Source organism: Sulfidibacter corallicola (assembly GCF_017498545.1).
Lineage (GTDB): Bacteria > Acidobacteriota > Holophagae > Acanthopleuribacterales > Acanthopleuribacteraceae > Sulfidibacter > Sulfidibacter corallicola.
Window position 1 is genome coordinate 5,421,709 of the sequence record NZ_CP071793.1, and the last position, 22,471, is coordinate 5,444,179.

A 22,471-nucleotide genomic window follows, 5' to 3' on the forward strand; every position below is an offset into this window, starting at 1 on the left:
GTCTGTGTTTTCCCTATTCATCGGTCTGGGCCTGGCTTCGGTCAGTGTTCAGGCCGCGACGCCCCCGACAATCTATCCCAGTGAACTGGTTCGCTGGTCACCGGATCTCCCCGTATTCGCCTATTCCGGTTTCGTACGCAACCGGAACGCCTCCTGTAAGGTGCGTGCGCTGTACATTCACCCCGACGACGGCAGCAACGAGGTCTTCGGTATCCAGGAACCGTTCGAGGTGATACGCGACCCCGAGGGTGTGCTGGAAGACGAGTACATCTGCCACGACATCATGGCCTTCGGTTGGGGCGAGAACGGCCTGTTCTACTACGTGACCCGCGAGTCCGACGGCAACCGCGCCGATTTCGTGCTCAATCGCTACCAGGACGGCAAGCTGAAGGAACTGAAGCGCTATACGATGTCCGTCTTGCGCTGGCAGAACTTGTACGCGATTCGCGTCATGTTCGGCGGCAGCCACTTGCTCTTCTGCGTCAATCAGGGCGACCAGAACCTGTTGGGATACGTGGATCTGTCCAAGGACGAGTTCGATATCGACACCCTGGAAATGAACCAGAAGTTCCACAACATCCGCAGCATGACCAGCCGTCAGATTCCCGGCAAGACGCGCGTCGTCTTCTCGGCCAAAACCCACCAGGACGCGCGCTACAAACTCTACACGTTCGACATCACGAGCCCCTTCGATTTGAAGCGGGTGGTCTCTCCGTCGCGGGTGACGCGCGGTGCCGAAGCGCTCAACGAGCACTTTCCCAAGCTCGATGTTTCCGGGGAGAACCTGGTCTACTACGGGATCGAGGGCAGCCAGAACTATTCCGCCGTCTACACCTCGCCGTTTCCGACCGGTACGCCGCGACGGGTCGATCAGTTGAAGTCCGGCATCCAGCAGGGTTTGCTGGATACCAACGCCGAAGCGACCTATTGCTGGTCGGCCGACGGGACCACGCTGTTCTACATCGTGCGCAGCGACGAGAAGAACGACCCGGTCATGTACCGTTCGTACAACCTGAAAAGCAACGAGAAGCGCCTGGATTCGAAGAACATTCACCGCCTGGTGGATATCTCGCCGTTGACGGGACGCATGGCGGTCATGGTCTACAAGGTCATCGACGGCCAGGCCCAGGAGCACCCGATCGTCCGTGATCCGGGCATTCCGGCCAAATCGTTTCCGACCTTCACCTTCCATATTCCGGAAGAGGTGAAACCCTTCGACATTTCGTTGGGCGGCCGCGACGCCCGTCACTACATCATGAAGTTGGTCGAGGGCGCCGTGCGCCTGAAGCCCATGACCCAGGAAAAGATCAAGAACGGCCGGGCGCTGGACCTGCAGCTAATGGTGGCCGGTCGCCAGTTCTGGATCCACAACAACGAAAATTCCGAGATCGACCTGCGCGAAGATCTGGCCGGGCTGTTACGAGTCAAGGTCGACATGCGCAAATTCGCCGACCTCGCGTTCGACAACGGCGAGGGCGAATTGGTGATTTATCGCCGCAAGCTGTCACGCCGTGAGGTATTGGACATTCTCGGCAATCCCGATCCCAGTCTTTCCGACTTGGTGGAGACCAACCACGGGTACCTGCTCAAACTGAATCCGGACCTCAAACGCATCGATTTGAAGCCCGAAGCGGAGAACCTCGACTTGCGGGTCTCGTTGGCCGGTCAGATGGCGGCGGCCCCCTCGCCGCTGCCCCTGAAGAGCAACTACCTTCAGTTGGAATTCAAACCACGGGCTCACTTGCTGAAGATCAACGCGATTCCCGAGGATAGCCTGGACCTGGACACCAAAGACCTGATCCCCCACGTGTTCCGCGCCACGCGCGAGGAGTTCGAGGGCCAGGTCAGCCGTTTGCGGGTGTACAACAACGACGCCAGCCTGGAGTTCCCGATTCTCGAGAATCTGGACACGTCGCGCATGATCATTCGCAGCATCATGACTGGATTTCGCGAAGAAAAACGCCGTACCGAAGTTTCCTGGAACCTGGTCAACGGCGTCTATCTCATGAAGATTCAGGTGAAAGGATCCTGATCGATGGCAGCCTTGATCGAGGTCGAGAATTGGGGCGTCACCTTTGGTAGACGCGCCCGTTCCATGACCACCTGCATCCGCGATATCGACTTTTCGCTGGGTGCGGGCGAGGTCCTGGGTATCGTGGGCGCTTCCGGAACGGGGAAGTCGGTGACCATTCAGAGCCTGATCGGCCTGTACGATCACCGCTTGACCCACATTCATCCCGATGCCTCGGTCAAGTTGCTGGGTGTGGACGCCCTGGCGGGCAAGCGAACCTATCACGCCTACCAGAAGCGGTTGCGCCCTTTGCTGCGCGGCCGGGTCGGCATGGTATTTCAGGATCACCGGGCCCTGATGAATCCGCTCAAGACGGTGGGCCAGCATTTTCGCGATGCGGCCCGACTGGCCGGCATTCCCTACACCCGTCGCCGCGTGCAGGAGACCCTGCGCAAGGCCGGCTGCGCCGTGGCCGACGAGGAATCGCTCAGCGCCTGGCTGCGCAAGGTGCCGCGCCAGCTCAGCGGGGGCGAGGCGCAACGGGTCCAAATCGCGATCAGCCTGTTGAGCCCTCATCTGGAATTGCTGATCTGTGACGAGGTCACCTCCAACCTGGACACCCACAACCAATGGCGCATCATCCGGCTGTTGCAGCGGCTGCACCGCGAACAGGGAATCGCGCTGCTGTTCATCAGCCACGACTGGGACCAGATCCAGACGCTGAGCGATCGCATCTTGGTGCTCCGCAAGGAAGGCAACGTGGGCGTGCCCTACACCACGCTCACCAAGGAGCAATCGCTGGACGAAGATCGCCTTCGCCAGGACGAGACCATCAGCCAATTGCTGCCGCTGTACCACGACGTGGAACAGTCCCAGGCCCAGCGTGATCGGGAACCGCTGATCGAGGCCCGCGATCTACGCAAATCGTTTCACGGCCGCGAGGTGCTCCACGGTGTCTCGCTCTCCGTCTACCCCGGCGAACGCTACGCCCTGATCGGCGAATCGGGTAGCGGCAAGTCGACACTGGCCCGCATGATCCTGGGCGTGGAGCGCATGAGCGACACCAGCGGCGATCTTCGCGTCATGGGTCGCAGCCGCCTCGAGTGGGACGGCTACGATTCGAAGATTCAAATGGTCTTCCAGAATTTCAGCGAGGCCGTCAATCCCTACATGACCTCGGGACGCCATCTCGAAGCCCTGCTGAAGGTCAATCCGCACGGCGATCGCGCCGAGGCCGACGATTGGATGCGCGATCTGGGCATCGAGGACTGTCGCGAAAAGACCACCGGGCAGATGAGCGGCGGCGAAAAGCGCCGGCTGGGTCTCGTGGAGACCTTCTCCGTCCATCCCAAACTGATTCTGGCCGACGAGCCCACGGCGGGATTGGACAAGGCCCGTCAAAGCTTTTTCCTCAAGAAGATGGAAGCCTACCGTATCGCCAAGGCCGACGAAGCCGTGACCGAATTCATGATCAGTCACGACCTGCACCTGGTCGGCAGTTATGCCGAACGCATCGGTGTGCTCTACTCGGGTCACCTGGTTCAGGAGGCCGAGGCCGCCTGCCTGCTGGCCGACGATGTCCCCTTTCTCCATCCTTACAGCGAGCTGTTGTTGCGCGCCAAGGATCTGGAGCTCGACGAAAACGAGGACGAGGACGAGGACGACACCCCCGAATCCGCCGCGATGGGCTGCTGTTACTACGCCGCATGCCATCGCAGACACAAAGTGAACTGCGAATACAGGGACCGCGTGCCGCCGCGCACCGAGCATCAGGGCGGCTGGAGCCTGTGTCCCTACCCGGTTTGAGCATGGCTCGTCCGAACCGCAGCTTCGGCCATGCCGGCTGCATTTTGTCACGGCCGGAGATTGCGCGGTTCAACTGGATTCACGCCTGTGTTATGTTGTACGCGTGGTGTACGGCTCATCCCGACCCAGGTGTGTATTGTTCGCCTTTTGGCAGCCGTCGGCCTTGAGTCCTAATGTTATGTTTTTTTATGGTTTTTTTACAGTTATGACAGTTGTACGCAGGGGAATGGAACACTGACGGGACCTCCTTTCGAGGTTGCGACGTATTTGGTCGGCCCCCTGCAGCGGCTGTGTGGATGGAGGAGCTAGAATGAGAAAGGCCGGGATGATGTGGATCTTGCTCTCCTGGTGCCTGAGCCTTTTCGCTCAAGATCCCTCGATTCGAATTATCGAGCAGGACTGCACCTCGGGAAGCGAATTTGTATTGATCCAAGCCCGAATTTACAACAGCGGCGGCAAGCAGATCCGCGCTGACTACCGCTATTCCACGATTTCCGAGCGCGAATTCGCGCCCTTGATTCTCTCGCCCGATCCCGACGACGATTCGCTGTTCTGGGCCTTCATTCCCGAGGCGCCGCAACGCGTCGGCGTCTCCACCGGCCTGGTGGAGTACACGATCGTGGTGGAGAGTGCCTTCGGCGAGGTCTTCAGTGAATCGGCCGTGATCGAGATCGCGCCCACCTGCGCGTTCAACCCCAACTACAACCCCGGTCAGGCCGCCGAGCTCGCCAACCTCAAGAACCTGCTCACCAAAGAAGAGCAGATCCGTCTCCAGGGCTTGCAGCTCCAGCGCGCCAAGCGCAGCCGCAACTACTGGGTCGGGGCCAGCCTTTTGGTCGGTGGTGCGGCCTATGCCCTGGCCGACAGCGGTGACGACGAGACCTTTCTCGACGTCACCGTGAGCGTTCAAACCGAATCGACGGGTGATCTGCAGTTTCAGTTCGGCAATCAGGCCTCTTTGTCGCAAACGGAGAACATCCAAATCGTTCAAGATGTGACCGACCAAACTTTCCGGGCCAATGCCTGTATCCTGCCGGTCCAGATATTCGACGCCCAGACCCCGCGCAGTTCGCGGACCCTCACCGGGCGCATCGGGATCACGACCTCGGACTCGAATTTTTCGGTGGAAGTCGAGAGTATCTCTACCTCGAACCTTGCGCGTGAGTTAACATTGACCCATACGCCGGGCAGTGAAACCTTCACGGTTCAAGTGGATCAGTCGGTGGTTCTGGATCTCATTCAGGACTACGCTCGTGCGGCTGATTCCGGCCAGGAGCCGACTTTTCGGCCTTCGTTCGTTTGTGATGGGGACGTAAGTCCCTTCGTGTTACTTATCAACTTGAGTATCACAAGAAACCAGCAATAATAGTTGCTTGCGTTATTTGTGTATCGGGGAGATAGGATGCCATTGTTATTTTTATGTATGTGGATGATGGAGCCTCAAGCCAAGGTCATTGTTTTGCCACCGGATCCCATGGTGGTCGAAGACACCACTCTGGCCGGAGTCACCTTCAACCAATATCGGCGGTTCGTCGACGATCGCGAATGTTTCATGGGTTACGATCTGATGATCAAGACCATCGACGAGCTCAAGTGTGCCACCATCGAAACGCCGCTCGAGGACGTCAAGTCATGCCTCGAGAAGAACGGCTTTCGCGTGATGCTCGTCAAGGCCGAATATCGGCCCGAGCTGCCTTATTTCTATACCGGCGACGGCAAGACCTTCGGTCGTGCCGACAGCTTTTTCGACTACTGCCTCCAGCTCTATTGCCCGGAAGAGCTGCACATGGCGCCGCCCACGGCGGATGCCGGAGCCAACCCGGCCGAGGCCGAGCCCAAGGTGGTCGAGAGCAACGTCGCATTCGACGCCTACCTGCTCTCGGGCCGCAACGGCTTGGTGGAAGACGCGTTCAAGATCCGCTTGATCTTCAAACGCGACTCGGTCAGTTTGCTCGACGTGGATACCAACGATCCGATCGAGGTCTATCACGACGATGTCGTCGATGTACAGGCCGGCCAGCCGATCGAGTTGGTGACCCGGACGGAGGTGTTCTACCTCCAGCTACTCGAAGAAAAGAAATCCCTGCTGAAGAGGCTCCAAGATGTGGTTCGCTAAGCACTTCCTGACCGGGCTCCTGCTGGCGGGCCTGGGGCTTCACGCCCAATCCTGGTATCTACAGGAAGCCAACAAGATCAACTACGACATCAAGGTCGATTTGGCGGGTGTCGATTTCTCCAAATCGAAACGCGACGAGTTCCGGACCGGCACCTGGCTGCAGAATTCGGCCGTGTCCGACCTCAAGAGCCGGATGCGCGACCAGCTTCGCCGCCGCATTCCCTACGAATTCGACCCCGCGAGGTCCGATCTCAGCTATGTCGTCAAGGTTTCCTGCAACCTGGTGGAAACCAAGACCGGCCTGAAGTTCGACGACCTCACCGTGGGCCTCGATGTGAACTTCGACAATCAACTGTTCCAGACCTTCAAGGCCAAGAAGGAAGTGGAACGAGTGCGCACCCTTCAGGAAGTCAGCCAGGGGAACGGCACCACCCTGGACGATTTCAAGTTTCTCATCGTCAACAACGCCCAGAAATTGATCACCAAGGTCGATCATCTGGAGCTCTCCGCCTCGAAGGACAAAATCACCGTGCCAGGCGTGGCTTTCAGTGAAACCCTGGTGCCGGGAGAAATCGGCACCAGCGAACTCTACCTGGGCAACGACCAGCTATTGATATACCTCAACGGCAAGAAAATACTCGACCACCAGAAAAGCGAGGTGGCCATCGAAGCCTTCAAATCACCGCTTTTGGGATCGGACCCCCTGGTCAAGCTGAAAAGCGGTGCTGCCCCGACCTTCTACTTCAAATTTATAGACCAAGTCGGATTGGATGAGGCTCGCAGGCGCTGCGAGCTGATACGCGGATTCATATCGAATAGGTGATCTCCATGCGCGGGTTCTTATGGTTTATTACAGGGCTGGCCTTGGCCTTGTCGGGCGAAGTATACGCCCAGGTTTGCGACAACGGTGATTGCAGTATCGACGACATCGTCCTGGCGGATACCACGGTTCGGATCGGCCCCAACGAGGGCGACTCGGCGACCTTCGATGTCGTCGTGTCCACCACCGATTGTCTTTTTCTGATTCGGAACCAGGTGCCCTGGATCACCCAGGTCGCCGGGAACTCGGACGAATTCGTGTTTCTATGCACGGCGCCCACCTCGGGAAACCGCATGTCGGTTTCCCTGACCGCGGCCGCCAACCCGAATCTGGTCGAACGCTCCAGCCTGCTGCGCGTCGGCGGCCGCACCCTGACCGTGATCCAGGACCCCAAACCCTGCGCCTACACCGACGACATCGACAGCCCGATCACGATTCCGTTCCAAGGGGCCGAGAACGGCGTCTACCAGGTTACGGTCACCACCGGCTGTGATCACTTCCCCCGCGTGGAAGACGAAAACGGCGATCCCGCGGATTGGGTGACCTTCACCTTCGACGATACCCCGACGACCTCCGGCGACGACCTGATCTACGATCACACCTACACCGTCGCCGAGAACCAGGCGGCCGACAACCGCACGGCGTTCATCCGGGTGTACGACGGGCCCGACGACGATCCCGATCGCCTGCGGGTCCTCGAGGTGGAGCTGATCCAGGATCCCGCCATCTGCGAGTTTTCCCTCAGCGATGGGGCTTTCGAATTCAGCGCCGAAGAAGGCTCGCAAAACCTGACCCTCACCACCGAGACCAACTGTACCTGGGACATCCGCAGCACGGGCGGCGCCGACTGGGTTTCGGTTTCCCCGAGCGCCGATTCCGGCATTCGGTCGATTTCCATTCAGGTGACGGCCAACGACGGGCCTCAGCCGCGCACCGAGACCTTCGAGGTCTTCGATCGCGACAACATGAAGGGTGCCGAGTTCACCGTCACCCAGGAAGGCTGTACCTACGCCATCACGCCCGAGCTGGCCGAGTTCGCCAGTAGCGGCGACACCTCGATCGTGACCGTCATTACCACCAGCGGCTGTCCCTGGACGATCGGCGAAACACCCGATTGGGTCAACTTCGTCAACGTGCCCGGCGATCGCGGCACCCAGGAAGTGACCTACATCGTGGCGCCCAACGACGGGTTCGAATCCCGCACGGCCCTCGTGGAGATCGCCGGCAAGCAGTTCCGCATCGTTCAGGAAGGCTGTAATTACGACGTCACGCCGACCACGCTGCAATTCACGGGTGAAGGCGGCCAAGGCGAAATCGCGGTCACCACCCAGAACGATTGCGGGTGGCTGCCCACCACCGAGGCGGATTGGATTCAGATCATCAACCAGTCTCCGGTGTCCGGCAACGGGACCGCGCGCTTCTCGGTAGCCGGGAACTTCGGTAACCAGCCGCGTTCGGCCACCATCGCGATCGGCGACCAGGAAGTGCGCGTCGATCAGGGTACCAATTCGGTGTTCGTCTTCGAGAGCGCCAGCTACGACGCCTGGGAGCGCAACGGCGGCGTCGACGTGACGCTGCTGCGAACGGGCCTGAACAACGAGTCGGTCAGCGTGGATCTGGTTCTTTCGGAAGGCACCGCGAGCGCTGCCGACGACTACTTGGCCACGACCCAGCGGGTCGATTTTCCAGCCGGTTCGGTTCGCGAAACGGTGACCATTCCGTTTCGCGACGACAGTGAAGGCGAGGATGACGAAACGTTCACGGCCCGCCTGAGCAATCCTTCCGAAAACGCCACGCTCGGCGATTTGATCGAATCCGAGATCACGATTCTCGACATGCAGCCGCCGATCGTGGACCAGGTGTTCTTCACCCACCCCGACTACGGGCGCCGCGAGCCGGGGGCGCGTTTCGCCGTCGGTGATGCGCCGCGCCTGCACGTGGACGCACACGACCAGGACGCCCTGGCCATCACCGGCATCACGGCCTTCGCCGGCGATCGGGAAATCGAGGACGAGGGCTTCGAGGTCGCTTCCAATCAGATCGGCAATTTCCAGGTCGCGATCACGGTCCGCGACGTGGAAGGCAACAGCACCGGTACTTCCGCGAGCTACAGCGTGGCCGCGCGGCCCGCTCCGCCGGAACTTTCGGTGACGAGCTGGCAGACCACCCGCTCCCAGCCTTTCAGCGACACCCTGGAGTCGGGCCTCTATTACGATTTCAACAAGGCCGGGCACGTGACCCGCTTCGGCAACGAAGCCGTGCCGATCATCGCCAACCTGGGCACCTTCGACGTGCGCGTCTTTCGCTACGACGGCACTCCTGGCGACAACCAGACGTTGATCCTTTCCGAACCGGTGACGATTCCGCTCACCGTCGTCGAAGACGAAGTGGACCCGTTCCGCTACAAGTCCCTGCTGCCCTGGTTCTCCCACCGATTGGACGGCGGCACCATCGCCGGCGGCGATTTCGGCTTCACCTCGGTGCTTTCGGTCAACAACACCGGCAACACGGCCGCCCGCGTACGCGTTTCGGTGCGCCGGGGCCAAGCCTCGGGTGAAGACCGCGGCGCCCTGCGTGTCTCCCGCATCTACCAGGTTCCCGCCAATACCCAATTGTTCTTGGATGCCGAGAACGACGGGTTCATCGAGGATTTGGCCAACCCACACCTCAACCGGGGCAGGGTTTGGTCGGCCGACGGCAGCGGCATGGCCGTGTGGATCGAATCCGACAGTTCCTTCGTGACCTCCGGTTTCGCCACCTACGCGGGCAGTCGCGAAGATAAATCCTCCACCGCCTCGCCGGCCCAAACCGACGTGCCGGACCTGACCTCGGCCGCCTCGCGCATCGTGTTCAACACCCTGCCGGTTCCCGGCGAGGACGCCTTCACCGCCGTCGTGATCGCCAACACCACCGGCATCCCGACCCGCGCGCGACTCTCGTTCTACGACGAGCAGGGTCTGGTGCGCGAACGCCAATCGGGCGTCATCGCACCCTATGCGCCGCTGGCGGTTCCCATCGACGGTCAGGACCTCGGCCGCCAGGGGTTCGTGGTCGTCGAAGCCCTCGAGGAAGGGGCCGAGCTGGTTGGCACCTCGTTCCTGTTCAACGAATTGTCCGAACCGGCCATGGCCGGCGCCACGCCCTTTCCCGACGCGGGTGGCCCGACCCGGTTCTACCTGCCCTGGGTCTCCTTCAACCTCAACGGCGGGACCGGCCTCAACGGCGACTTCGCCTTCCGATCCGAAATCACCGTCAACAACCTGAGCGAAGATCCCGTGACCCTGACATTTGCCGGGAAACGCGGCAACGGCCAAACGTTCTCGGCCACGCGCCAATTGGGGGGCCTGCGCCACGGTGCCTTCGACGCCCAGGAACTGTTCGGCCTCGACGACGGCTTCGGCCTGGCCATCACCCTCGATACCAGCGACCCGATGGTCGGCGTGAACTACGTGACCTTCGGCGGGCGTCACAACCTGCCCGACAAATCCGCGGAAAAATCACCGTCGCAATCCAATGCTGCCACCTTCCAGAGCTCGGGCAAACAGCTCGTCTTCAGCCTGGTCAACGACGCGGCTCGGCCGGAAATCGTGCCGGCCGTGGTACTGATGAACGTGGGCCCGGACCCCGTCCAGCCGACCCTTCGCGTGGTCGGCGTCAATGGCGAAATCAAGCGTGAAACCCTGGCCGAGGCCATCCAGCCGGGTGCGCCCTTCGTGGTACTGTTCGCCGAACAACCGGGCGAAGGAAGACCCGGTGAACTGGCGATCATGGCCGCTCCGCGCGCCGAGAACTTTTTCGTCGCGGTGGACGGCGATCAGCCCATGACCGGTTCGACCTTCCTCAATGCGCCCTCCTTCCTGGAGACCGCGATCGCGCTGGCGCCTTCCACCAACAAGGTCAAGCTGGCCCAGGTCAGCAGCCCCGCCATCGTGCAGGGCGACACCTTTTCGATGCGTGTTTCCTGCCCGGCCTGTGACGAAATCCAGTTCGACATCAATGGTTCGGTGTTCCGTCGGCCGATTTCGGCCGAGGGCATCTACGAATTTTCCAGTGACGAATACGGGTTGATCGACCGGGTCAACGACGCGCGGCCGGGTGTGGATGCGGCCGATCGCGGGGTGTACCCGATTCGCATTCAACCGGTGTTGGGACCGGACCTGATCGACGAGGTCACCGAGGTCCCGCTGTTGGTCGACGTGCGCCAGTTTTTCCCCGACGACACCTTCTACCAGGCGATTCTCGGGTCGCCCGTCTCGCGCGCCAACCTGCTTTCCAAGTTCAACGTGCGCATCGAGAACGAGACCCTGGACCTCTCGGGAATCGAGCGCCTGACCAACCTGTTCACGCTGCAAATGATCAACGTGACCAACACCTCCGAGCGCCACGTCAGCCTGGATCTCTCGACCTTCGAGATCCTCCAGACCCTGGAGATTTCCAACACGGAGGGCGTGCTGGATGCGGGCATTCGCCACATCACCCTGCCTCACCAGGAATTGCTGCAGACCGTCACGCTGAAGAATCTCAACGACATGGAATCGATTTCTTTCGCCGACGATCTCATCGCCGATCAATTGACCGAGTTCGCGTCCCTCCTGGTCGAAGACTGTCCCAATTTCGTCCACATGGACCTCAAAGAGGCGCGTCTCAACGCGGTGCCCCTGATTCAGGGCCGCAACTGCCCGCTGTTTCACTGCCTGGAATTGCCACGTGTTCGCACGCGTCAGGTCGATCTCGGAGACGGTCAGGTTCAGACCGAACTCGCTCCGATATTCGCCGACTTGAACAATTCCGGGTTTCTCACGCTCGACAACGAAGGCTGTGGTCTCGACAGTCAGTTCTCGCTTTTTCAGCAGGGCGTGGAAGGCGACTTCATCATCGTGAACACCCTCGAAGGAGATGGCTGCACCCAAGGTGCCGAGCTCCACGCGCGCGATGTGTTCATCCTGGAGGGCGAGGACGGCTGCACGCGCTGATTTGGAACGCAACCACCGCGAGGGACCGCATGGTCGGGCGGCACACGCCCGATAATGGGCGATCTCCGTATCGGAGCGCTTCCCTTTCTCCCCACCGCGATTCCCACGCCGTCGCCGAGTTCATTGCACCCTAAACGCAAAGGTGGAAACGGTGTCTCTTTTGTCCTTGTTGCTTGCCATTACCTTGTACCAACCCGAGGGATCCACGCTCACGCTGGACGACGCCTTGACCCTGGCTTTGCGCGGCAATCGCGACCTGATGCGCGCAGGCATCGACCTGGAGAATGCCCACACGCGGGTCGCCCTCGCCAAGGACGTCTTCAGTCTGCAGGTCAACAGCGGCCTCAGCGCTTCCGGCGAAGACGACAGCGACGAGAGCGGGACCTTCTCCGTGACGACCTCCAAAAAGCTGCGTTGGGGCACGCAGTTGACCTTGGACACGGATATCGAATTGAGTCGCGACCGCGAGCGCCGCTACGATACCGATTACCAATTGACGCTCAGCCAGCCGTTGCTGGCCCGCGGTGGTCGCATCTTCCACGAGAAGGGCCTGCGCGAAGCCCGGATCGGTCTGGACGACAGTCACGACCGGTATCGCGTGCGGGCCCAGCAGACCGTGCAGAGCGTGGTGCGCACCTACTACGAGGTGTTGTTTCAGCAGCGCTCGATCGAGTTCGCCCGCAAGAGTCTGGAACGCCTCACCCAGCTCGAGGAGGCGACCCGAATCAAGCTCAACATCGGTCGGGTTTCGCAGGTGGACCTCTACCGCGTGCGGCTCTCCAAGAACCGAACCGAGCTGGACCTGGCCCGTGGCCAGACCGACCTGGAAGGCCTGCTGCGCGAGTTGAGCGATTTGTTGGGGCAGCCGACCGACACGCGTCACCGTCTGGTGGCGCCCGAAATTCCCACCCCCAAGGTCGTCGACGTGGATGCGGTCTCGCTGCTCGACGACGTGAACGGCCAGATCAGCCACCGCATCCTGGTGCGCGACCAACGCGAGGCGGAGCTCGAGCTGAAGCTGGCCCGCAACGCCATGATGCCCGACCTGACTTTGGAGGCCGCCTGGTTTGCCGACGACATCGAAGACGTCGCGGGTTTCGACGACCTGACCGACCACGGGGCCCGGTTCTCCCTGCGCAATACGTACAGCTTCAACCAGCGTCGCAATCGTGCGAACCTACGATTCGCCGAGAACCGGCTGCGCTCGCTGTCGTTGGACTTGACCGATTTCCGGATGAACTACGAGCGGGCGGTACTGGACCGCTTGAAGAACCTGGAGTTCCTCGAGAAGGACCTGAACCTGAGCGAGCAGAACCTGGCCTTTTCGGAGCAGCAGTTGGACGTGGCCAAAATACGTTTCGAGCGCGGACTGATCGACAGTTTCGACGTCATCGAGGCGGAGGAAAACGTCCTGGTGGCGGCCAACGATTTGGAGCGGGCCCACCGCAACCTGGTGTTGGCGTGGCTGAGCCTGAAGATTTTCGTCAACCGCCTGGACCCGGAGACGGCCACCAGCCGGGAACTTTTGCGTTTGTGAGCTAAGGGGCGGGCTTGTCCATGCCTCACGGTTTGGGACGGGCTTGTCCATGCCTCATGGTTTGTTGGGATAGGCAATGTCCGGGGCCGACCGGGACATGGATGGCCAACATCCGCGTTGGATTATGGTTGTTTGCGATTGACCAAACGCTGGTTTCATCCGTGCTCGCGGTTGACCGAATGCATGGATGTTCACCGTTCGTGGTCACCGTTGGGGGTCAACCGGATGCATGGATGTTCACCGTTGGCGGCCAATCCTGAAGGGATGGCCAACCGGATGTGTGGATCATCAATAAATTAAAACGCGGACCGCAGGTCCGCCACCAGCGGGCGTCCTGAAGGGACGACACAATACAGCGAAGGGTTAAGGAGGCAGCGCCGACGCAACCCTGGATCTCCGGAGTGCCCGAACCCCAGCCCTGAAGGGGCGGGACTACGAAGATCCCCCCGAGTTCCCGTCACACGCGAACGGCGATCACCCGTCGGTGAGCAGGCTGCGCAGGTCGATCAACCCGGCGTTGGCGCGCGATACGTACGATGCCATCACCAACGAATGATTGGCGAAGAAGCCGAAGCCGCTGCCGTTCAGGATCATCGGGCTCCACACGGTCTGCTGCGTGGCTTCCAATTCGCGCACGATCTGCTGGACCAATACCTTGGCGTTCTTGTCTTCCAGCACGTCGGCGAAATCGACCTCGATCGCCCGCAGGAAGTGGATCAGCGCCCAACAACTGCCGCGTGCCTCGAAGAACACGTTGTCCACCTGCAGCCAGGGCGTCTTGTGGACCTGCGATTCCGGGACCTGGGTCGATTGGGTGGCCTGGCGGTCGCCGCCCAGGTCCACATTGACCCGCGAGGGTCCCACCGCCGCGCTCAGCCGTTGTGACAGGCTGCCCAGCCGCTTTTCCACGATCGAAAGGTAGTCGCGCAGGTTGTCCGCCCGGGCGTAGAACTGGGCGTCCTGGTGGTTCTGCTCGGAGAGCTTGCGCAAGAAGTTGCGCATCTCGGCGACCCCCTTGCGGTACTGGCTCTCGGAGGAAGGCAGCATCCAGGATCGGTTGTCGTAGTTGAACAGCGGCTCGGCCTGGGCCAGCTCGGCGTTTTCCAGCGATTGGGAACGCGAACGGGTCAGGTCGTTGCGCAGGGAGCGACTCAAGTCCCGCACCTGTACCAGCACGCCGAATTCCCAACTGGGCATGTCGTCGAGGAACACCGACGGGGGACTGATGTCGTTGGACAGATAGCCGCCCGGCTTCCGCAGGAGGGTGTCCGTCACCTGGATCAAGGTCGACGTGGTGACCGATCCGGTGACCAGGCCCGCTTGCTGGCCGGCCATTTGTGCCGCGTTGGCGCGCACGTCGAACTGTTTCGGCGCGCGGCTCCAGTACCACCCGACCGCAAATCCGGCCACCAGCAACAAGGCCAGGATCAACACCAGTAATTTGGCGCCCGCCGCGCCGCGCGGCAGGATCGAAAAAATCTTTTTGCCGGCCACGCTCAACCCGCTGCCGACGCCCTTTCCCGCTCGTTTCAGTCCGTTGACCACCGCTTGACTCACGCCAGGCTCCTTTATTCGGTTGATTCCTCGAATGTTCGGAAGGGGGTACGGTTCCCATCCAACCATGTTTACCTGATGGGGGCAAGCCGATTCTGCGGCCCCGTGCCCGGCCCCACTCGACTCGAACGGCGTGACTTGACGACCCTTCGGGCCATCTCGGCACAGCCCGGACACCACAAACTTTCGTTCTCCCGCAAGGCTTGCCAAATGTCCGACCTTTCATGCGATAATGGGCGGTTTCAGGCCCGGCGGTTGTCGGTTCCGCCCGGTCGAGATCGCGTTTCTGGCGCGTCATACCCCACACTGGAGATCGTTATGTTGAAGAGAATGGACGAAAACAGCTTTCTATATAAAATGCGACACTCCCTGTCGCACGTTCTGGCCCAAGCCGTTCAAGAGTACCGTCCCGGTACCAAGCTGGGCTTCGGCCCGCCGATCCACAACGGCTTTTACTACGACTTTCTGTTGCCGGAACCGATCACAACCGACGATCTCCCCAAAATCGAAAAGATCATGCGCCGCATCATCAAGTCCAAGCAGGAGTTCACCTTCGAGGAGCTGCCCGCCGCGGACGCCTTGACCCGGATCGCCGAAGAAATGAAGGAACCCCACAAATTGGAATACGCCCAGGAGTTGATCGAGAAGAACGGTCTGGAAACGCTGACCTTCTATCGCAACGGCCCCTTCCTGGACATGTGTGAGGGACCCCATGTGGAAAACACCATCAAGCTGCCCGCCGATGGCTTTGCACTGGACAGTATCGCCAGTGCCTACTGGCGCGGGGACGAGAAGAACGTTCAGTTGACGCGCATTTACGCGTTGGCCTTCACCAATCGCAAAGAGCTGAAAGCCTATAAGTTACAAAAAGAGGAAGCCCTCAAGAACGATCACCGGAAAATCGGTGCCGAATTCGACATCTTTCACATCGACGACGAGGTGGGCAAAGGCCTACCGCTGTGGTTGCCCAACGGCACCGTGCTCCGGGCCGAGTTGGAGAAGCTGGCCCACGAGCTGGAGTTCAAGGACGGCTACAAGGCAGTCGCGACGCCGCACATCACCAAGGACAAGCTCTACTACACTTCCGGCCACCTGCCCTACTACGAGGAGGGCATGTACCCGCCGATGGTGTTGGAAGAGACCCGCATCAACGAAGACGGCGAATCCGAACTCGTCCAGGAAAAGTACTACCTCAAACCCATGAACTGTCCGCACCACCACAAGGTGTTCGGCTCCCGGCCGCGTTCCTACCGCGACCTGCCGTTGCGCCTGTCCGAGTACGGAACGGTGTACCGCTTCGAGCGTTCCGGTGCCCTCCAGGGCCTCACGCGGGTGCGCGGCATGACCATGAACGACGCCCACATCTACTGCACCCGTGAGCAGATCAAAGACGAGTTCATCAAGGTCATGGAGTTGCACCGCAAGCTCTACGACATCTTTGGATTCAAGGACTACTACTTCCGTCTCAGCATGCGCGACAAGGAGAATCCCCGCGGCAAGTACGTCGAGAACGACGAGGCCTGGGACTACTCCGAGCGCCTGATCAAGGAAGCGATGGACGATCTGGGTGTGGATTACGTGCTCGAGACGGGTGAAGCCGCCTTCTACGGACCCAAGGTCGACATCCAGTTCATGACCGTGGCCGATCGCGAGTTCACGGTTTCCACCAACCAATTGGACTTTGCCGTACCCGAGCGTTTCAACCTCAAGTACATCGGGTCGGACAACCAGGAACACACGCCGTTCTGCATTCACCGCGCCCCCTTGGGCACCCACGAACGTTTCATCGGCTTCCTGATCGAGCACTACGGCGGCGCCTTCCCCACCTGGCTGGCGCCGCTGCAGGTCAAGGTCGTGCCCATCAGCGAGAAGTTCGGCGACTACGCGCGCCAGTTGGAGCAGGAGCTGCTGGGCGACATGGTTCGGGTGGAAGTGGACGAATCCAGTGAGACCTTCAACAAGAAGGTGCGCACCAACACGGTCAAGCGGATTCCGATCCTGCTGATCGTCGGTGAGCGCGAAATGTTGGAGAACACGGTGACCGTGCGGCGCTACAAGATCAAACAGCAGCGCAACATGCCATTTTCAGAGTTTCGGACCATGCTGGCCGATGAGATCAAGGAACGCCGGCACGTTCAGGAATGGTGACAGGTCGCGTTCAAGTTGTTTCGGACCACCGGAAATAGGACATGAACATGGAAACCCGCGTCCTGGTCGTGGGCGAGCCGGCCGAGGCCGACCCCGCGATCGAGGAGGCAGCCGAACTACTGCGACGGGGTCTTCCCGTCGCGTTTCCCACCGAAACCGTGTACGGCCTGGGGGCCGACTGCACCCGGGCCGATGCGGTGGCGCGTATCTACGAGGCCAAGAACCGCCCCCATGACAATCCGGTCATCGTGCACGTGGCGGAGGTCGCCCAACTGGACGCGTTCTGTCTCGATCTGGACGAGCGCGTGGCCCTGCTGGCCGAAGCGTTTTGGCCCGGGCCCCTGACATTGGTGCTCAAGGCGCGCCCACCATTGCACCAGACGGTGGGCCGCGGGTTGGACACGGTGGGCATTCGCGTCCCCAATCATCCGGTGGCCGTGGCCCTCATCGCCAAATCGGGCCTGGGCATTGCCGCCCCCAGCGCCAACATTTCCGGAAAACCCAGTCCCACCAAGGCCAAGCACGTGTTCAACGATCTGAACGGGCGCATTCCCTTGATTCTCGACGGCGGCCCCTGCAGCGTGGGCATCGAGTCGACCGTGTTGGACGTCAGCGGACCGCGACCGGCGATTTTGCGACCGGGTTGGGTGACCGGCAGGCAGTTGGACAAGGTGCTCGGCGTGCGGGTCCAGCGCCATGGCGAGGTCGGCCAGGAGAAGCGATCGCCGGGAACGCGTTACCGCCATTACAGCCCGGACGCCCCATTGTTGCTGCTGGGTCCGGACCTTTCCGACGACGATTTCCGCATGTTGCAGAGCTGTTTCCTCGCCAGCCAAGGGGCCAAGCTGGGGTACATCGGTCGCCGGGACGACGCGGTCGATTCGCGCACGCTCTACATGCGGTACGCGGCGGACGAGCTGAACCGCTTCACCAAGGATCTCTATCTGAACCTGCGGGCGATGGACGAGGAGGGCGTGACCCACATCATCGCCGACGGGTTCGAGGAAGAGGGTCACGGGCGCTCGTTGATGGACCGTTTGCGGCGGGCATCGACGTCGGTGTTGCTGCGCCGGAACGACGTCATCGCCATCTGCAACTGCATGTGATTCCTGGTGTGCCACCGGCAAGCATCGCGAATGGTGAATACCCAAACATCCGGTTGACGGCGAACTCCGAGCCTTCAAGCATCCGATTGCAACATAAGCCACCTATTTAAAGTAGCTTACTCCACGTTCCGCCAGGCGTGGTAGTGGTCGGGTTGGAACGAATCGGGCGCGTCGTGGTGGAGCACGCGGTACCGGCATTTGACCAACGCCCAGGACCGCGCCTGGGTCAATTCGGTCATGACCCGCAACCAACGCAACGCTTCGTTGGGCTCGTTTTTATAAATGAACGGATCGACCGCTTTCCATACGCTGGCATCGACGGCGTCGATCTGTTCGCGATCTTCCGCGAGGTTCATGTCAGGGCTCCGGTGCGTTTTGGGTCAGTTTACCAGAACCGACCCGCGCCTGTGTCGGACAACCGTGAACCTTCGCCAGATCGACCGGCCCAACCCCATCCCGACCCGTAACCCCATGGCCACGGGTGACTTGGGCCGGTCGATGCGAGCTAGATCAATCGCCGTTGCCGCCCGCCGGACGATAGTCGCCATCGGGCAGGATCGTGGGTATCACGAAGCGGCCGTCGGTGAGCAGGGCGTAGATGGCCGGATCGCCCGCGCGCAACCTGTCGGCGGTGTTCAGGCGCCACTCGTGTTGGATCTCCTCCAGGCGGCCGGGAAAATCTTGGGCGCCCAGCAGGGAGGTCAGTGCCCAGTACAGATACTCGATGAGTTGGCAATCGTATTCGCAGGTCACGTCGTCGTAGGTGTACCAGGCGCCGGCGGGGTAGCTCGACGGCACTTGCTGGAAGTGACCGCCACGGGCGAGATCCATCGCCGCCGCCAGTTCCGATTCGGTCGAAATCCCGAAGGCCTCCGGGTAGACCTCGGCGTGGCCCGCACTGTTGATGAGGTGCAGCACTTCCTCCAGGGTGGCGTCGAACCGGCCGGATGCGGCCCCGTTCGGCAGGGTTTCGTCTCCTTGAAGATCCTGGAGATGCCAGCCGTCGAGGCTGTCGACCCGATCGAAAAAGGTGTCCATGGCCGGGTCGTCGCGATGCGCGAACATCACCAAGCCGGCGTTGCGGGCCAGCATCGATTCGAGGACGGCGGGATCGTCGATGGTGCCGTCCTCGTCGTTGTCCAGGTACTCGGCCATGACGTGGGCCGCGTGCAGGGCCTTGGCGTCGGGCACGCCCGCGACCGCGAAGATGTGCACGCCGAAGACCGAGACATACTTGTCGAACGTGTCGAAGGCGCTCGGCAGGCCCGAGGGAACCGAGCCCAACGCCAAGGTCGTGGACTGGGTGGTGCGCGAGGCCATCGCCGTGACCGGGTTGGTCCAGAGGTAGCGATTTCCCGGCAGGTCACCGCGCAAGGCCGTGACCGCCAGGGTCTGGTCGGCCCGCAGGCGGATCAGTCCTTCACCCGGAGATTGGAGCAGGCCGACTTCGGGGCCGCCGATGACGGCCAGGGCCTTGGCACCCGGCGCCAGGGCTTCCGGTAGGGTGGCGCTTTCGCGCACCGTCCCGTCGCGGTCGAGGCGCTCGATGTGGACTTGGGTGCTCGCGGACCCCGTGTTCACCACTGCCACGCCGTCGAATACCAGCGACCAATCGCCGGCGAACAGCGACCATTCGGTCGCCTGCTCCGCGCTCTCGGCCGTGTGGGCCGGGCTGGCGGGTGAGGTGACCGCGCGATAGGACGCCGTCGCGCGAATCTCTTCGGCGCCGCTGAGCGTGAGGTAGCCCAAGCGGGCGTCGTCGCCCCAGATCGTCGAAGTATCGATATCGACCACGTGGCCGGCCTCGACCGAGGCCGAATGTTCGGCCAACGCCTGGCCGTCCACATCGAATCCTGCCAGGACCAGGGTTTTGACGGTCGTGCTCGTATTGGTGAGAAAGATGTCGGTCGTGAACCCACCGTCACCCCGCGTGATGTGGGGGATCATTCGGGTCTGGGCCAGGGCCTGGGTGCTCCAAATCAGGAGTAGCATGGGAACGAGTGGTTTCAAAGTGGCCTCCGCGGATGGGGAATTGTGAATCGCTCGAACGCGATCGGGTCAAGGGCCAATCTAGGCGCCGTCGAGGTGCGACCTCCACGGTGTTTTTGTGAGGATTTGTTAGTGAATGTAATCGGCGCTTCCACGACACCTACCTTCATTTCTCCAGCGAAGACGCGGTCGCGTCCCGCCTCGCACGGAGCCGATCGGGCCGAAACATCCCCGGCCGAGACCGCCAGACGCGCCCGTATCCTGATCGTCGAGGACGACCCGCGTCTGGGTCGCTATCTCGTGACGTTCCTCGCCCAACAGGGTTACCAGGTCGACCTGGTCGACGACGGATGCCGGGCCGCCGAGATCATCCCCGTCGAGCAGCCCGATCTCGTGGTGCTGGACCTGATGCTGCCGGGCAAGGATGGGTTGACGATATGTCGTGAGGTACGAACCCGTTACGACGGGTTGATTCTCATGTTCACGGCCCGCGACGGCACCGTGAATCAGGTGGTCGGCTTGGAGATGGGTGCCGACGAGTACTTGATCAAGCCCGTGGAACCGGAGCTTTTGGCTGCCAAGGTCCGCGCTCTTTTGCGTCGCCGGCCGCCCGTGCCGGGGGCGGAGTCCTCCTCGTCCCGCGATACGCTGCGGTTCGATGGGTTGGAGGTGGATCGCACGGCGCGCACCGTGATGCTGGACGGTCGCTCCGTGTCGCTCACCTGCGCCGAGTTCGAATTGCTGGTGCTGCTGGCCGAGCGGGCGGGCGAGGTTCTCTCCCGTGACGAAATCCTGATGGCCACGCGCGGCATCGAGTACGACGGACTCGATCGCGGTGTCGACGTGAAGATCGCCCAATTGCGCAGGAAGCTGGACGATCGCAGCCATCCGCCGCGGCGTATCAAGACCGTTCGCGCCCGTGGCTACGTGTTGGTGCCCTCGGCCTGGTGATCCGAAAGCACGGCAGCGGTCGGTAGTTCGAGCGTGAAACGCGCGCCGCCGATCGGCGACTCGGCGATGGTCACGTCGCCGCCGTGCCGCCGCGCGATCCTGCGGGCCAGAGCCGCCCCCAGGCCGACCCCGCCCTTGGCTGCGTTGCGGCTTGCGTCCAACCTCACGAAGGGTTCGAAGACTCTTGCTCGCTGATCCACGGGAATGCCTGGCCCGTCGTCGTCCACGTGGACCGAGACCCGATCCCGCGTCGCCGTCACCGAGATCGCAACCTCGTGGTTGGCGTGACGCAGCGCATTGGTGATCAGGTTGTTGAGCGCTTTCTCCAAGAGTTCCGGCAGGATTTCCAGGTGGGGAACGGTTTGGGGTTCGCGGCACGAAAAGTCGAGGTGACGGTCGTGGCCATGGCGATGGGGTGCCACCAAGGATTCCAGCCAAGGCAGGAAGTCGATGCGCTCGGGTCGGGTGGTCTGCGTGATCAGGTCCAAGTGGGCGTATTGCAGCAGCTCGTCGACCAGCGATTCCAGCCCGCCGATGTCGCGTTGCATGTCGTCCAGCAGTTCCTGCCGTTGTGCCGGTTGTTCGGCGGTGGCCAGGAAGTGGCGCGAGAAGGCCAATCGGGACAGCGGCGTTCTCAATTCATGGGAAACCGCCTGGATCAGTTCCCGCTGGGTCTGCAGCAGGTCTTCGAGGCGGGTCGCCATGTGATCGAAGGTGGCACCCAGCCGGCCCAGGTAGCCGCGATCGGCGATCTTCACCCGGGCCGAGAAATTACCGCGACCGAATGCCAGGGAGGCGTTTTCCAGCGCCTTCAGTTTGCGGTAGAGGGCGAATACCCAGATCAGCATCACGGCCGTGAGGATGGCGATCCAGCCCAATTGCAGTCCCAGATCCAGCCGCTCCCGCGCGGCCGGTTCCGGCATCGGCCCGTAGCAGAGGATGTAGTCCGTGCCGTGCACCAGGTGCAGGGCGACCTGTCCGGGCCGTTCGAAGATGTCGTCGAGGATGAAGATGTCTTCCTCGTGCAGGTGATCCCAGTCCTCGTCGGGCAGGTGCAGCTCGGGCCATCGTTTCAGCACCATCGTCTCGCCGTAGTCGGCCGATAGCGACGCCATGATGGCCGGCCAAGTCTCCGGTGCCCGTTGCGCCAGGAACCGCGAGGTCGTCAGCAGGGGACCGCGTGCCAGCCGGGTCGTGTATTGATCCGCGAAGGCCTGATGGCGGTGGGCGAGCATCGCGTCGCTCGCGGTCCAGTAGAGAAAACTGCCGCCCAGGAGCAGCAGGTACAAACTGAGAAAGAGTCGGGTCATGGTCGCCTCGCGAGCGGGGATGGGGCTGCACCAGGTCGACGGTGCTCGATTCCATTCTGTCGCCGGCGCCCGAGATTTCCCACGAGCTTCTTGTAAAGAATTGTAATGAGGACGGGGATGACGAGGATCCAGGCGTCGCTCGGCAAGGGC

At 61.6% G+C, this 22,471-nt stretch carries 14 protein-coding genes; 10 read left to right on the forward strand and 4 right to left on the reverse strand.

The genetic code is table 11. The features are described from left to right. Nucleotides 1–4 precede the first annotated feature (4 nt). The 7 genes from J3U87_RS16340 (at nt 5) to J3U87_RS16370 (ending at nt 13,263) form a co-directional block, all read left to right on the forward strand. Nucleotides 5–2,032: a TolB-like translocation protein gene (locus J3U87_RS16340; RefSeq protein WP_237384123.1), complete on the forward strand. Its 2,028-nt coding sequence runs from the start codon at nt 5–7 to the stop codon at nt 2,030–2,032. A 3-nt stretch (nt 2,033–2,035) separates the two neighbouring features. Next, nucleotides 2,036–3,817 carry an ABC transporter ATP-binding protein gene (locus J3U87_RS16345; RefSeq protein ID WP_237384124.1) on the forward strand — a complete coding sequence of 594 codons (1,782 nt, stop codon included), beginning with the start codon at nt 2,036–2,038 and terminating at the stop codon, nt 3,815–3,817. A gap of 310 nt (nt 3,818–4,127) precedes the next feature. Next, nucleotides 4,128–5,183 carry a hypothetical protein gene (locus tag J3U87_RS16350; protein WP_237384125.1) on the forward strand — a complete coding sequence of 352 codons (1,056 nt, stop codon included), beginning with the start codon at nt 4,128–4,130 and terminating at the stop codon, nt 5,181–5,183. Nucleotides 5,184–5,219: 36 nt separating this feature from the next. Beyond that, nucleotides 5,220–5,933 carry a hypothetical protein gene (locus J3U87_RS16355; RefSeq protein WP_237384126.1) on the forward strand — a complete coding sequence of 238 codons (714 nt, stop codon included), beginning with the start codon at nt 5,220–5,222 and terminating at the stop codon, nt 5,931–5,933. Then, a complete protein-coding gene (locus J3U87_RS16360; protein ID WP_237384127.1) occupies nt 5,920–6,756 on the forward strand; it encodes a hypothetical protein in 837 nt (278 codons plus the stop codon). Before J3U87_RS16355 ends, J3U87_RS16360 begins: the two co-directional genes overlap by 14 nt. Nucleotides 6,757–6,761: 5 nt before the next feature. After that, nucleotides 6,762–11,726, forward strand: coding sequence for a BACON domain-containing protein (locus J3U87_RS16365; RefSeq protein ID WP_237384128.1), 4,965 nt, complete (start codon nt 6,762–6,764; stop codon nt 11,724–11,726). Nucleotides 11,727–11,877: 151 nt separating this feature from the next. Further along, complete coding sequence (locus J3U87_RS16370) at nt 11,878–13,263, forward strand: TolC family protein (protein ID WP_237384129.1); 1,386 nt, start codon at nt 11,878–11,880, stop codon at nt 13,261–13,263. A 474-nt stretch (nt 13,264–13,737) separates the two neighbouring features. Here the strand turns inward: J3U87_RS16370 and J3U87_RS16375 are convergent, their stop codons facing one another. Further along, nucleotides 13,738–14,820: a DUF2333 family protein gene (locus J3U87_RS16375; protein ID WP_237384130.1), complete on the reverse strand. Its 1,083-nt coding sequence runs from the start codon at nt 14,818–14,820 to the stop codon at nt 13,738–13,740. A 315-nt stretch (nt 14,821–15,135) separates the two neighbouring features. Between J3U87_RS16375 and thrS the strand changes: the two genes are divergently transcribed. Beyond that, on the forward strand, nt 15,136–16,965 hold the full coding sequence (thrS, locus tag J3U87_RS16380; RefSeq protein WP_237384131.1) for a threonine--tRNA ligase: 1,830 nt from the start codon (nt 15,136–15,138) through the stop codon (nt 16,963–16,965). Nucleotides 16,966–17,006: 41 nt separating this feature from the next. Continuing rightward, entirely contained in the window at nt 17,007–18,071 is a 1,065-nt protein-coding gene (locus tag J3U87_RS16385) for an L-threonylcarbamoyladenylate synthase (protein ID WP_237384132.1), read from the forward strand. Between the two features lie 116 nt (nt 18,072–18,187). Here J3U87_RS16385 and J3U87_RS16390 read toward each other — a convergent pair whose 3' ends face one another. Both J3U87_RS16390 and J3U87_RS16395 read right to left on the reverse strand, forming a co-directional pair. Next, nucleotides 18,188–18,427: a hypothetical protein gene (locus J3U87_RS16390; protein WP_237384133.1), complete on the reverse strand. Its 240-nt coding sequence runs from the start codon at nt 18,425–18,427 to the stop codon at nt 18,188–18,190. A 154-nt stretch (nt 18,428–18,581) separates the two neighbouring features. Then, nucleotides 18,582–20,081, reverse strand: a complete 1,500-nt coding sequence (locus J3U87_RS16395; protein ID WP_237384134.1) for a hypothetical protein — start codon at nt 20,079–20,081, stop codon at nt 18,582–18,584. 111 nt (nt 20,082–20,192) lie between these two features. Here J3U87_RS16395 and J3U87_RS16400 point away from each other — a divergent pair, with 111 nt between their 5' ends. Next, nucleotides 20,193–21,011 (forward strand): response regulator, encoded by an 819-nt coding sequence (locus J3U87_RS16400; RefSeq protein WP_237384135.1) that lies wholly within the window; start codon nt 20,193–20,195, stop codon nt 21,009–21,011. Here the strand turns inward: J3U87_RS16400 and J3U87_RS16405 are convergent. Beyond that, nucleotides 20,984–22,321: an ATP-binding protein gene (locus tag J3U87_RS16405; RefSeq protein ID WP_237384136.1), complete on the reverse strand. Its 1,338-nt coding sequence runs from the start codon at nt 22,319–22,321 to the stop codon at nt 20,984–20,986. The genes J3U87_RS16400 and J3U87_RS16405 overlap by 28 nt on opposite strands. Nucleotides 22,322–22,471 lie beyond the last annotated feature (150 nt).

What these genes read in the sequence shown, in the direction of transcription:
- J3U87_RS16345 (WP_237384124.1), top strand. Translation starts at nt 2,036, where the DNA reads ATGGCAGCCTTGATCGAGGTCGAGAATTGGGGCGTCACCTTTGGTAGA.
- J3U87_RS16350 (WP_237384125.1), top strand. Translation starts at nt 4,128, where the DNA reads ATGAGAAAGGCCGGGATGATGTGGATCTTGCTCTCCTGGTGCCTGAGC.
- J3U87_RS16355 (WP_237384126.1), top strand. Translation starts at nt 5,220, where the DNA reads ATGCCATTGTTATTTTTATGTATGTGGATGATGGAGCCTCAAGCCAAG.
- J3U87_RS16360 (WP_237384127.1), top strand. Translation starts at nt 5,920, where the DNA reads ATGTGGTTCGCTAAGCACTTCCTGACCGGGCTCCTGCTGGCGGGCCTG.
- J3U87_RS16365 (WP_237384128.1), top strand. Translation starts at nt 6,762, where the DNA reads ATGCGCGGGTTCTTATGGTTTATTACAGGGCTGGCCTTGGCCTTGTCG.
- thrS (WP_237384131.1), top strand. Translation starts at nt 15,136, where the DNA reads ATGTTGAAGAGAATGGACGAAAACAGCTTTCTATATAAAATGCGACAC.
- J3U87_RS16385 (WP_237384132.1), top strand. Translation starts at nt 17,007, where the DNA reads ATGAACATGGAAACCCGCGTCCTGGTCGTGGGCGAGCCGGCCGAGGCC.
- J3U87_RS16390 (WP_237384133.1), bottom strand. Translation starts at nt 18,427, where the DNA reads ATGAACCTCGCGGAAGATCGCGAACAGATCGACGCCGTCGATGCCAGC.
- J3U87_RS16405 (WP_237384136.1), bottom strand. Translation starts at nt 22,321, where the DNA reads ATGACCCGACTCTTTCTCAGTTTGTACCTGCTGCTCCTGGGCGGCAGT.